A 12,396-nucleotide genomic window follows, 5' to 3' on the forward strand; every position below is an offset into this window, starting at 1 on the left:
ACCCCGCCAGACCCGAAGGTCCAGCCCGTCACCCGCCCAGGGCGTTGATCGTGAAGGCGAGTATGCCGATGTTGAAGACGAAGGCGGCCACGCTCTGCAGCAGCGCGACCTGCCGCATATGGCGCGTCGCGATCGTCACGTCGGAGGTCTGGAAGGTCATGCCGAGCGTGAAGCTGAAATAGAAGAAGTCGGGATAGTCTGGTTCCTTCGTCCCCGGAAATTCCAGTCCGCCACGGTCGCCGCCCTTGCCGGGCAGGTAGTGAAGATGCGCATAGTGAAGCGCGAAGGCGGTGTTGGCGAAGGTCCAGGCCAGTGCCAGCGTCGTCACGATCAGCGCGATCGCGGCCGGGCTCGGCGTGCCGCGTTCGGCAAGGACCGACGCGACCGCGACGAGCACGACCAGCGCCAACAGCACGGTCAACAGCAGCAGCACGACGCGATTGGCGTCGTTGCGTGCTGCGTTGGCGCGCATCCTGTCCGCATCCTGCCCGAGCAGCGGCACGATCGAGGCGAGAAAGAGCGCGGCGGCGGGGCTGAACGCAGCCAGCACCGCATGGCGCCAGTCCAGCCATTGCAGCGCGACGGCGAAGCCGGCGAGCAGCGTCGCGCCGAACAGCAGGAATCGCGGCGGCGCGATCCGGTTGCCGATGCCGTTTGTCTGCCGCACTGTCATCGTCGAGCACGCTAGCGGTTTCGCCGACTCTTCACTAGAGAGCCCAATCTATGGCTCAGACACCCAATCGCATCCGTGGCACCCAGGATATGCTGGGAGAAACCCAGCGCGCCTTCGCGCATGTCGTCGACACCTTCGATCGCGTGCGGCGGCTCTATGGATTCCAGCGCGTCGAAGTGCCGGTGTTCGAGGCGACGGCGGTGTTCGCGCGCTCGCTGGGCGAGACGACTGATGTTGTCTCCAAGGAAATGTACAGCTTCGAGGATCGTGGCGGGGATTCGCTGACCTTGCGGCCGGAATTCACCGCCGGGATCGCGCGCGCCTATCTGACCGAGGGCTGGCAGCAATTCACGCCGCTCAAGCTGGCGACGCACGGCCCGCTGTTCCGCTACGAGCGCCCGCAAAAGGGGCGCTTCCGCCAGTTCCACCAGCTCGATGCCGAGATCATCGGCACCGATCAGCCCGCCGCCGATGTCGAATTGCTCGTGCTCGGACAGCAACTGCTCGAAGAACTCGGCATTGCTGATGGGGTCACGCTCAATCTCAACACGCTGGGCGATGCCGAGACGCGCACGGGATGGCGCGATGCGCTCGTCGCCCACTTCACCGCCAATCGCGACCAGCTTTCCGAACAGAGCCTGGAGCGGCTGGAGAAGAATCCGCTACGCATCCTGGATAGCAAGGAGGCGCAGGACCGACCGATCGCCGATTCCGCGCCGTCGATCGACGATTATCTTTCGGTTGAGGCGGGCGATTTCTTCGAGAAGGTGACGCGCGGCCTGGATGCCGCGAAGGTGCCCTGGACGCGCGATCCGCGCCTGGTGCGCGGCCTCGATTATTATCGCCACACCGCGTTCGAATTCATCACCGATCGGCTGGGCGCGCAGGGCACCGTGCTGGGCGGCGGCCGCTATGACGGACTGATCGGCCAGCTTGGCGGGCCGGAAACGCCAGCCGTCGGCTGGGCCGCCGGGATCGAACGGCTCGCCATGCTGATCGCGCAGCCCGCGCCCGAAGCGCCCGTCGCGGTGCTGGTGCCGATGGGGGCGGCCGCCGAGGCGCAGGCGATCGCGCTGATCGCTGATCTGCGCCGTGCCGGCATCGCCGCCGATATGGGCTTTTCGGGCAATATGAAGAAGCGGATGACGCGCGCATCGGCGAGCGGCGCCACCTTCGCGGTGATCCTGGGCGATGACGAGGTCGCCAAGGGCGTGGCGTCGGTCAAGCGCCTGGCGACAGGACGGCAGGACGAAGTCGCGCTCGATGCGATCGTCGGGGCGCTCGGCAACGGATGACGCGAATCTCGGCCGAGCGCATCGCCGCGATCGAGGCGCGGCGTGACGAACTGCAGGCGATGCTCGCCACGGCGGATCTGCCGCCCGATCGCTTCGTCGCCGCGTCCAAGGAATATGCGGAGATCGAGCCCGTGGCGGCAGCCGCGGGTGAGGTGCGCCGGCTGCGGGCTGAAATCGTCGTCTTGGGCGAGATGGCGCAGGATCCCGACAGCGATATCCGCCAGATGGCGAGCGAGGAACTGTCGGAGATCAACGCGCGCATGCCCGAGGCGGAACGCGCGCTCGCCATCCGGCTGCTGCCGCGCGACGCGGCGGACGAGCGCCCGGCCATGCTCGAGATTCGCGCCGGCACCGGCGGTGACGAGGCGGCGCTGTTCGCGGGCGATCTGTTCCGCATGTACAGCCGCTATGCCGAAACCCGGGGCTGGCGCGTCGAACTGATCTCCGCCAACGCGTCCGACATCGGCGGCTACAAGGAAGTCGTCGCCAGTGTGACCGGGCAGGGGGTGTTCGCGCGCCTGAAGTTCGAAAGCGGCGTCCACCGCGTCCAGCGCGTTCCCGTCACCGAATCGGGCGGACGCATCCATACGTCGGCGGCGACGGTGGCGGTGCTGCCCGAACCCGAGGAAGTCGATGTCCATATCGACGACAAGGATCTGCGCATCGACGTGTTCCGCGCGTCCGGGTCGGGCGGCCAGCATGTGAACACCACCGATTCGGCGGTGCGCATCACCCACTTGCCGAGCGGCCTCGTCGTCAGCCAGCAGGACGAGAAGTCGCAACACAAGAACAAGGCCAAGGCGATGAAGGTGCTGCGCGCGCGGCTTTACGAGCTGGAGCGCGAGCGCGTGGCGAGCGCGCAGGCCGGCGCGCGCAAGTCGATGGTCGGATCGGGCGACCGGTCCGAACGAATCCGCACCTATAATTTCCCGCAGGGTCGGGTGACCGATCATCGCATCAACCTGACGTTGCACCGGCTGCCCGAGATCCTCGAAGGGCAGCTCGACGAACTCATCTCCACGCTCATCGCCGAGGATCAGGCGGAGCGGCTGGCGAATCTGGATGCCGGAAACGGTTGACGCGGCACTGCGCGCCGCGACGGTGCGGTTGGCGGAGGCGAGCGCGACGCCGCGGCTCGATGCCGAGCTGCTGATGGCGCATATATTGGGCATTTCGCGCAGCGCCCTGCTGATGGGGCGACGCGACACGCCCGAACCCAGGGGCTTCACCGCACTCGTCGCGCGGCGCGCGGCGGGCGAGCCGATCGCCTATCTGACCGGGCGGCGCGACTTTTGGACGATCAGCCTGACCGTCGCCCCGGGTGTGCTGATCCCGCGTCCCGACAGCGAGACGCTGATCGAGGCGGCGGTTGACCATTTTGCGTCGCGCCCGCCCGCGCGTATCCTCGATCTCGGTACCGGACCTGGCACCTTGCTGCTCGCCGCGCTCGATCAATGGCCGCAGGCGAGCGGGATTGGCGTGGATGCGTCCACCCAGGCGCTGACGATCGCGCGGGGCAATGCTGCCGATCTCGGCTTTGGTGCACGCGTGCGTTTCATCGAAGGTGATTGGGCCGTGGGTATCGACGAACCCTTCGATCTGATCCTTTGCAATCCGCCTTATATCGGCATCAACGAGATGCTTCCCCTCGATGTCGTCGGGCATGAGCCTGCGGAGGCGCTGTTCGCGGGTGTCGATGGCCTGGATGCCTATCGCATCGTCGTGCCGCAGATCGTCCGGCTCGTCGCGCCGGGCGGACTGGCCGCGCTCGAGATCGGCGCGAGCCAGCGCGAAGCGGTCACGGCGCTGTTCGCGGCGGAGGAGGCGGCCGTCACGTGTCGTCGCGATCTGGCGGGGCATGATCGCGCCATCCTGTTCGCGCGATAATCGCGACAGATCGATCAGATTACCCCTTGGCCTTGGCCATCCGGATCGCTAGATAGGGGGCAGGGACGGGCAGATCGACAGCTTATAGCGCTGGATTTGCCGTACCCCTGCCCCCATGGTCATGCTGTCGCTGAGGTCCGCTGGATCGCGGCAGAAGGATGGGAAGCGCCAGCTTTTTGTAAAGCTGGCGCCGCGCTCGGATTGGGGGGCTGTGTACGGGAAGACCGGGAGCGTCGTGTAAGTACGCCAAGAGCGAGGACACCAGTCACTTGATGAACAATCGTCAGCAGTCCGGCCGCCGTCGCGGCCGCGGCGGCCAGCGCCCACAGGGCGGTCCTGGCCGTCCTGAACAAGGTAATCGCATCGACAATCGTGCGCGCGGTAATGCCAGCCAGTTGCTCGAAAAGTACAAGACCCTCGCCCGCGACGCGCAGATGCAGGGCGATCGCGTCATGACCGAATATTATCTCCAGTTCGCGGACCATTATTTCCGCGTGCTGAGCGAAAGCCGCGCCCGCTTCGAAGAGAATCGCCGCCCGCGCGACGAGTATCAGGACGATGAGGACGAAGGCGAGGAACTGCGCGGCGAGGCCGGCGGCGACAGCGATGATATCGATCAGCCCAGGGGCGATCAGGGTCGCGGCGACCGCGGCCGTGGCGATCCGGATCGTGGCGAACCGCGCCGTGAACGCGCGCGCCGCGACGATCGCGAACCGCGTGAGGCGCGTGAGCCCAGGGAAGAGCGTGAGCCTGTCGAGGCGCGCGAACCGCGTGAAGCTCGCGAGGCGCGTCAGCCCCGCGAGCAGCGTGAGCGTCGTCCCCGCCAGCAGCCTGTTCAGGCTGAAGTCGCGGAAGCGCCCGCCGAAGTGCGCGAAGAGCAGCCGGTCGAGGCGCCGCGCGCCGCGCGCGGCCTGCGTCCGCGCCGCAATGGCGCCGCCAACGGCCATCATCGCGTAGAAGAGGAAGCCGGGATCGAAGCCGATCGCCTGCCGCCTTCGCTCGGTATCCGTGCAGAGGAAAGCGCGCCCGAGCTTGCGCTGGAAACCATTGCGGCCGAAGCCGAGCCCGCACCGGCGACCAAGCGCCGCGGCCGGCCGCGCAAGGCGGCCGAGGCGCCGGCGGCTGAGGGCTGAAGGCTCCGAATCGATTGACTTTGAAGGGCGGCACCGCAAGGCGTCGCCCTTCCTTTTGGTGGAGAGGGTGCGATGAAATCGTTGGTGCTGCTGAGCGTGACGGCAGCCCTGCTCGGGGATGCGCCGGCCATGGCGCAATCCGATCCCGCGACCGCCGATTTCCAGGCGTTGCGGGCCGAGCTGGATGCGTTGCGCAACAAGGTCGATCAGCTCGAACGGCAGCTCGCCGAATCGCGGGCGGCCGCAGCGATTCCGGTGCCGGTCATCGCGACGGCGCCCCCCGCCGCCGCGCCGGCCGCGCCGCCGGCTACCGCGATCGCCTGGAAGGGGGCGCCGCAGTTCGAGGACAAGGCGTCGGGCTTCAGCTTCAAGCCCAAGGGTTTCCTCCAGTTCGACAGCGGCCGCGTCTACAATCCGTCCGACGCGTTGAACGCGTCGGGCAATTTCGGCAATCGCACGCGCCTGCGCCGCGCGGTCTTCGGCGCCGAAGGGGCGTTGCCCGGCGGCTTCGGATATAAGGCCGAATTCAACTTCGCCGACGGCAATGTCGGTTATGAGGATGTGGTGCTGACCTGGCAGCCCAAGGGCACGCCACTAATGCTGACGATCGGCAACGCCTATCCGCTGTCGGGTCTCGACGTGATGACGAGCTCGCGGCTGACTTCGTTCGGCGACCGCGACCAGTCGACCGAGGCCTTCAATTTCAATCGGCGCATCGGTGCGTCGTTGGCGTGGCTCGATCCCGCCGACCGCTACACGATCACCGCAGGCCTCTATCAGACGGGTATCACCAGCGATTTCGGCGACGATGGCTGGCAGGCGAGCGTGCGCGGCACCTTCTCGCCGAAGCTGGGCGAGAAGGCACGGCTCCATATCGGCGCGAGCTTCCAGCATCGCAGCAACCGGACCGATGTGCCGCAAGCGCGGTACCGCACCCGTCCGCTGACGACGATCACCGATTTCCGCTTCATCGATTCGGGGCTGCTGACCGCGGGTGGAGATGATGTGCTGGGCGTGGAGTTGGCGGGCATTTTCGGGCCGTTCCACATCGCCGGCGAAGGCCATAAATTGTGGGTGAACGATTATCGCGCATCGCTTGACAAGGGCGGTCTCCTTTACGCGAACGGCCCCAGCTATGTCAGCGGCTATGCCGAGATGGGCTATTATCTGACCGGAGAGACGCGGGGGTACAAGACCGGCCGCTGGGACCGCACCAGGGTGCTGCGGCCGGTGGGGAATGGTGGCTGGGGCGCGCTCCAGCTCAACGCGCGTATCGACATGGTCGATCTGACCGATGTTGTCGGCGGCACGGTGTTGCTCAATGGCGGCAAGCAGACGGGCTATTCGCTGGGCGCGATCTGGAATCCGGTCGATTATATCCGCTTCCTGATGCAATATTCGCATCTCGAAGTGGAAGGTGGGCCATCGGCGGCGTTGGTCGTGCCGGGATCGGCCTTGCCTGCCGACAAACGGCAATATTCCACCGACCTGATGGTGCTGCGCGCGCAGGTGGAATTCTGACCATCCTTCCTCCCGCTCGCGGGAGGGATAGGTTCCGCGGTCAAAACATTTTTTGCGCTTCGCATCGATCTTCCGATGCGGCATCATCGCCGCGTCTGAAGGGGAGATGCGTGATGCGTAACGGCCTGATCCTGGCGGCGATCCTGACACCGGCCGCCGCGGCGGCGCAGACCGCGCAGGGCGATGTCGCGGTCACCATCTACAACAATAATATCGCGCTGGTTCAGGATTCTCGGACATTGACCGTGCCGGCGGGGCGTAGTCGGCAGGAATTCCCGGATGTGTCGGCGCAAATCAGGCCGGAGACCGCGAGCCTGGCCGGATCCGGCATCGCGATTGTCGAGCAGAATTTCGACTATGACCTGCTGTCTCCCGACAAGCTGATGGAAAAAGCCGTTGGCCAGATGATCACCATCGTGCGGACCAATCCGGCGACGGGCGCGGAGACACGTGAGCAGGCCCGCGTGCTCGCCGCCAATGGCGGTATCGTCCTCCAGATCGGCGGCCGCATCGAAGTGTTGCGTGATGATGGCCTGCCGGTGCGCGTCGTGTTCGACAAGGTGCCGGAGAATCTGCGCGCGCGGCCCACATTGTCGGTGACGATCGATGCGGCGAAGGCGGGGGCCGTCCAGACCCGCCTTTCCTACCTGACGCCGGGCATGGGCTGGACCAGCGACTATGTGATGCTGTTCGACGAGAAATCGGGCGCGGCGGACATGCAGGGCTGGGTCACGCTCACCAACAATACCGGCACCACCTATACAAACGCCGATACGCTGCTGGTCGCTGGCAATGTTGGTGGCGGACAGAACCGCTTCAACGCGCTCAACGCCACGCTCGAAGCGGCGGGCACCGAAAGCGGCACGCGCGAGCGGCTGGGCGACTATTATCTCTATCCACTCGCCGAGCGCACGACGATCGCGCATGCGCAGCAGAAGCAGGTGAGCTTTCTCGACGTCAAGGGCGCCCCGGCGCGCAAGGCCTATGAATTCGTCAATGGCTGGCTGGGCAGTAACGATGCGCCGCGCAGCGTGGTGACGGCGATCAAATTCTCCACCTCCAAACAGGGCGGATTGGGCGATCAGCTACCGGCCGGCACGATCCGCGTCTATCTGCGCGACGCGCGCGGCGATCCGCAGTTCATCGGCGAAAGCCGTATCGATCACACGCCGATGGGATCGGCGATGGCGATCCGCACCGGCGACGCTTTCGACGTGAAGGTGAAGACCGTGGTCGAGGCGCGCACGAAGCTGTCCAATCGGCGCTGGCAGACCAAGATGCGCTACATCGTCACCAATGCCCGGCCCGAAGCCGTGACGGTCGATGTCGCGCAGAACGGGCTGTGGGGCGACGTCCGCATCGCCGAGCAGAGCATCGAGGGCACGCGCGTTTCAGCCGATCGCATTGAATGGAAAGTGCCGGTGGCCGCCAATGGCACGACCGAGCTGACCGCGACCTTCGACACGCGGTACTGAGCGCGTGCGCGCCTTCGCGCTTTTCCTGATGCTGCTGGGCTGGGCGGTCTCCGCTCCGGCGCAGACCGTGGTATCGCGCGACGTGAACGACACGTCGGTCACCATCTATCGCGCGCCCAATCGCGGCAGCGGCGCCATGGATCGCAACTGGCCGCGCGGCTATGCGCTGATCAGCGAGACGCGAACGATCACGATTCCCGCAGGCGAGAGCGTAATCCGATTCGAAGGCGTGGCGGAAGGACTGCTGCCGGAAACGGCGATCGTCACCGGTTTGCCCAACGGCGTTCGCGAAAAGAATCGCGATGCGCGGCTGATCTCGCCCGCCGGACTGGTCGACGCCTATCTCAAGCGCAGCGTGCGATTGAAGCGCACCAACCGCAAGACGGGCAAGGTGATCGAGCAGGATGCGATCGTGCAGGCCGGGCCCAATGGCGGGGTGATCCTGCAGACCGCCGAAGGTTTCGAGGTGCTGGGGTGCTCGGGGCTGCCCGAACGGATGCTCTATTCCGAGGTGCCGGCCGATCTGTCGGCGCGCCCGACATTGTCGGTGCTGACGAGCAGTGATCGGCCGGTAAGCGCGACGATCCAGCTCACCTATATGGCGCAGGGCTTCGACTGGTCGGCCAGCTATGTCGCGCGGATGAGCGCGACGACGGGCAAGCTGGGCCTGTTCGCCTGGCTGACGGTCGCGAATGGCGGCGTGCAAAGCTTCAAGGATGCCCGGTTGCAGGTTGTCGCCGGACAACCGCGCAAGGAGCGCAATGCTCCGCCACTCGCTCCGCCCAGATCGGCGCTGCAACTGCAATGCTGGCCGATGGATGTCACCAGCACGCATCCCAAATATGTCTTCACGCGTCTGCCCTGGCCGCAGGCGGCTGAAGAGGATGTGTCGATGGAGTCGACGGAGATCGTGGTGACTTCGCAGCGCCGGGGGCGCGTCGCCTATGCGATGGCGCCGCCACCGCCGCCTCCCCCGCCGCCGCCCGCACCCGTGGCGATGGTCGCGCAGCAGGAGGATCTGGGCGATCTGAAGCTCTATCGCGTGCCCGAGCGCGTGACCGTGGCCGCCCAGGGACAGAAACAGGTGGCGATGATCGACCAGTCCGATGCGGCGTTCGACCGCGTCTATTCGGTCAATGCCGCGTCGGGGCAGCCGAACTATCAGGCGATGCCGTTCCTGCTCAGAGGCAGGAACAGCAAGGAGAAAGGGCTGGGTCTGCCACTGCCGGCGGGCGCGGTCGCGATCTTCGAGACCATCGACGAACGCGAATTGCTGGTGGGCAATGCGGATCTGTCCGATCTCGCCATCGACGAACGCGTCGAGCTGCCGATCGGGCAGAGCCCGGATGTGCAATGGCGGCTGATCAAGGTCGCGCAGACGAAGAAACGCCAGGACTGGCGCGTGGACTTGACCAATGCGCGGCCCTTTCCGGTGAAGGCAGAGATCCTGGTTCCCTATGACCTGATCGAGCGCTCGCCCGATATCGAGCGCGGGCGCGGGGGGTGGGTGTTGCCGGTGACGGTGCCGGAGAACGGAACCGCCTCGGTTTCCTATGTCGTCCGGCTCGAACGGAGACGGTAGATCATGCCGCGGGCGGCAGCGGGCGCGGGCGGTGATTCTCGTCGAGCGCGACGAAGGTGAACAGGCCCTCGGTCACCTTCACTTCCTGGTTGCCTCGGTCGCGCGTCGCGATCACCTCGATCCGGATGCCGATCGATGTCCGCCCCCGGCGCTCGACATGGGCGTAAACCGAGATCACGTCGCCCAGATGGATCGGCGCGATGAAGGCCATCGAATCGATCGCGACCGTCGCGGTCGGCCCCTGCGCCACCCGGCCGGCGACGATGCCTGCCGCGATGTCCATCTGGCTCAGCACCCAGCCGCCGAAGATATGGCCGTTGGAATTGATGTCGCTTGGCCCGGGCACGACGCGCAATACGGGATCTTGGGGGCAATCTGCGCTCATCGTGGTTCGTCCTCGCTATGATCTTGAATGCGTTCGTCATGGCCGGTGCCCGAACTCAGGAACACCAGCCCCATCAGGCCGGCGCCGAGCATCACCGACAGGCCGATGCCCAGTATCGTCGCGATCAGCATATGGATCGGGATCGGGCCGTGCACGGCATGGAGATAGGCGATCGCCGCGATCACGGACAGGACGGCGACCAGCCCCATCCATGCCATCAGCCGCCGATAGCGTGCCCAGGCGAATCGCGCATAATCCGGATCGGAAAGATCGGGCTTCTCGTCGGTCATGCCTTCCCTTTGCGGCCGGTTCGTGGGAACATCAATCGGGCACGACACTGGAATTGGAGAGGAGTCGAGCCATGACCATCAGGAAGGTCGTCGAGGGCAATCCGCACACAGTCATCACCATCGGCGCCGACGCGAGCGTGGCGGACGCGGTCGCGCTGCTCGCTGACAAGCGGATCGGCGCATTGCCGGTGGTGGAAGGGGGCGCCGTCGTCGGCGTGTTTTCGGAACGTGACGTGATCTATTGCTTGGCGCGCGATGGTGCTGCCGCGCTTGGACGATCGGTGCGCGAGGCGATGACCGCCCCGGTCATCACCGTCGATCTGGATTACCCAGCGATCGGTGCGTTGTCGATGATGACGCGCCGGCGCATCCGCCATCTGCCGGTGATCGACGGCGGCGCGCTCGTCGGCTTCGTTTCGATCGGCGATCTGGTGAAGCACCGCATCGACCGGATCGAATCGGAAGCGGCAGCGATGCGCGATTATATCCAGAGCGCCTGAGGCGATTCTTATGCCGCCGCCTTGCGCTTGATCACCAGGCGCAGCAACTCGTCGAGCGTGGCGCGCGCGAACAGGAAGAGCAGGGCGCCATAGGCGGCTGCCCCGACGGGCACGAGCAAAGCGAGCCGGGCGAAGGGATTGAGCGGGGGCAGCAGTCCGTCGAGTCCCCAGACCAGAGCGGCCATCGCCGCCGAGACCAGCAATGCGGGCGCGATCGCCAGCGCCAGCCGGCGCCATGAAACGCTGATCGCCGGCAGCGACATCGCCGAGGCGACCAATGCGAATAGCGGGAAGCCGATCAGCCAGGCGAGCGCCAGGCCCATGCCGCCATGGCGCACCCCGATCAGGAAGGAGATGGTCATGATCGCGGCGCCCGCGATCGAGGAACGCGCCGCGATCCAGGGCTTGCCGACGCCGTTGGTGGCGGGTGAATAGAGGATCTGCAACGTCACGAAGGGCATGGCGAGCGCCAGCACGCGGACCAGCGGCACCATCTCCACCCATTTGATGCCGAAGATCGCGATCACCAGCGGCTCCGCGGTGGCGGCGAGACCGAAATATATGGGCATGGTCGCCAGCATGATCAGCTTGATCGCTTTCACGAAGGCGGCAGAAAAGGCCTCACGATCGTGCTGGAGCCGCGAATAGGCGGGAAAGGCGACGTCGTTGAGCGGCGGCACGAATTTGGTGGCGACGATCTGCGTCAGGAACAGCGCTTCGGCATAGATGCCCAGCGCATGGGGATCGAGCGTGCGCCCGCCGATGAAGATGTCGGACTGGCTCTGGACGATCCAGAAGAGCTGGGTGATCAGGATCGCGCCGCCATAGCCGAACATAGCGCCGGCACCGCGGAAGTCGAAACTGGGCCAAACGAGAACGCGCGCCGCCAGGTTGAGGGCGATCGCACGCGTATAGAAAAGAGCGATCGGCGCGGCGACCAGTGTCCAGACGCCCCAATCCGCGAGCGCGCAGGCAAGCGCCGTGGTGGCGCCGACGATCGCGGAGGTGAAATTGGCCTTGGCCTGATTGCGGAAATCGAGCGCGCGGCTGAGCAGTACGTCGGGCAGGGCGATGAAGGGCGTCGCGAGATAGAGCAGCGCCTGAACGCGGAGCAGATCCGCCACCATCGGCTGGTTGTAATAGTCCGCCGCGAGCGGAGCGATCGTGAGCTGGAGAATCGCAAGGCCGCCGTTCAGCAGCAGCAACATGCCGAAGGCCTGCCTGATTCGATGTGGTTCGACCGAATCGGACTGGATGATCGAACTCGCGAATCCATAGCCATTGAGAAAATTGAAGAGCGCGAGAATCACCTGGGTCATCGCGAAAAGCCCGTAATCGCTGGGATTGAGGATCCGGATGACCATCAGGGTCGAGCCCCACATCACGATCTGCGACGCGATCTGGCTGCCGGAACGCCAGAAAACAGCGCTCCTCACCCGATTCGCGAAGGTGCCGTCCTGAATCTCCGCGTCTTCCACCCAATCGCTCCGTCTGGCTTCGCTCTCGCTTCACTGTGCCATTAGCCCGGTTTTTCCGGCTTTGCAGAGCATAGAACGGCAGCCTGAAACAATTTTGCAAAAATGGCGGTTGACGGCGGTTGGACCCCTCCATATATGCCCTCTCACCGCAGCGGTGAGCCACTTGGTTCCTGCAGT

General features: G+C 65.6%; 12 protein-coding genes. 8 read left to right on the forward strand and 4 right to left on the reverse strand.

Annotation, left to right across the window (positions count from 1 at the left end):
* Positions 1-28 precede the first annotated feature (28 nt).
* Positions 29-673, reverse strand: coding sequence for a DUF1345 domain-containing protein (locus ACODTA_RS23015; RefSeq protein ID WP_489069014.1), 645 nt, complete (start codon positions 671-673; stop codon positions 29-31).
* A 50-nt stretch (positions 674-723) separates the two neighbouring features.
* Between ACODTA_RS23015 and hisS the strand changes: the two genes are divergently transcribed.
* The 7 genes from hisS to ACODTA_RS23050 all read left to right on the forward strand — a co-directional run bounded on the left by hisS (position 724) and on the right by ACODTA_RS23050 (position 9,566).
* Entirely contained in the window at positions 724-1,968 is a 1,245-nt protein-coding gene (gene hisS, locus ACODTA_RS23020; RefSeq protein ID WP_489069015.1) for a histidine--tRNA ligase, read from the forward strand.
* Complete coding sequence (gene prfA, locus ACODTA_RS23025; protein WP_489069017.1) at positions 1,965-3,047, forward strand: peptide chain release factor 1; 1,083 nt, start codon at positions 1,965-1,967, stop codon at positions 3,045-3,047. The genes hisS and prfA overlap by 4 nt, the downstream gene beginning before the upstream one ends.
* Positions 3,031-3,855, forward strand: a complete 825-nt coding sequence (gene prmC, locus ACODTA_RS23030) for a peptide chain release factor N(5)-glutamine methyltransferase (RefSeq protein WP_489069019.1) — start codon at positions 3,031-3,033, stop codon at positions 3,853-3,855. Before prfA ends, prmC begins: the two co-directional genes overlap by 17 nt.
* 272 nt (positions 3,856-4,127) lie before the next feature.
* On the forward strand, positions 4,128-4,988 hold the full coding sequence (locus tag ACODTA_RS23035) for a DUF4167 domain-containing protein (protein ID WP_489069021.1): 861 nt from the start codon (positions 4,128-4,130) through the stop codon (positions 4,986-4,988).
* A gap of 72 nt (positions 4,989-5,060) precedes the next feature.
* The gene (locus ACODTA_RS23040) at positions 5,061-6,509 is read left to right on the forward strand and encodes a porin (protein WP_489069023.1); all 1,449 of its coding nucleotides are present in this window, start codon (positions 5,061-5,063) and stop codon (positions 6,507-6,509) included.
* A 113-nt stretch (positions 6,510-6,622) separates the two neighbouring features.
* Entirely contained in the window at positions 6,623-7,984 is a 1,362-nt protein-coding gene (locus ACODTA_RS23045) for a DUF4139 domain-containing protein (RefSeq protein WP_489069025.1), read from the forward strand.
* A gap of 28 nt (positions 7,985-8,012) precedes the next feature.
* Positions 8,013-9,566 carry a DUF4139 domain-containing protein gene (locus ACODTA_RS23050; protein ID WP_489069039.1) on the forward strand — a complete coding sequence of 518 codons (1,554 nt, stop codon included), beginning with the start codon at positions 8,013-8,015 and terminating at the stop codon, positions 9,564-9,566.
* 1 nt (position 9,567) lies between these two features.
* Here the strand turns inward: ACODTA_RS23050 and ACODTA_RS23055 are convergent, their stop codons facing one another.
* Both ACODTA_RS23055 and ACODTA_RS23060 read right to left on the reverse strand, forming a co-directional pair.
* Positions 9,568-9,951, reverse strand: a complete 384-nt coding sequence (locus ACODTA_RS23055) for an acyl-CoA thioesterase (protein ID WP_489069027.1) — start codon at positions 9,949-9,951, stop codon at positions 9,568-9,570.
* Positions 9,948-10,241, reverse strand: a complete 294-nt coding sequence (locus tag ACODTA_RS23060) for a hypothetical protein (RefSeq protein ID WP_489069029.1) — start codon at positions 10,239-10,241, stop codon at positions 9,948-9,950. Before ACODTA_RS23060 ends, ACODTA_RS23055 begins: the two co-directional genes overlap by 4 nt.
* Positions 10,242-10,312: 71 nt before the next feature.
* On the opposite strand from ACODTA_RS23060, the gene ACODTA_RS23065 reads away from it, so the two are divergent.
* Positions 10,313-10,741, forward strand: coding sequence for a CBS domain-containing protein (locus ACODTA_RS23065; protein WP_489069031.1), 429 nt, complete (start codon positions 10,313-10,315; stop codon positions 10,739-10,741).
* Positions 10,742-10,749: 8 nt separating this feature from the next.
* Here ACODTA_RS23065 and ACODTA_RS23070 read toward each other — a convergent pair whose 3' ends face one another.
* Complete coding sequence (locus tag ACODTA_RS23070) at positions 10,750-12,219, reverse strand: lipopolysaccharide biosynthesis protein (RefSeq protein ID WP_489069033.1); 1,470 nt, start codon at positions 12,217-12,219, stop codon at positions 10,750-10,752.
* Between the last annotated feature and the right edge of the window lie 177 nt (positions 12,220-12,396).

Source organism: Sphingomonas sp. FG14 (assembly GCF_057809675.1).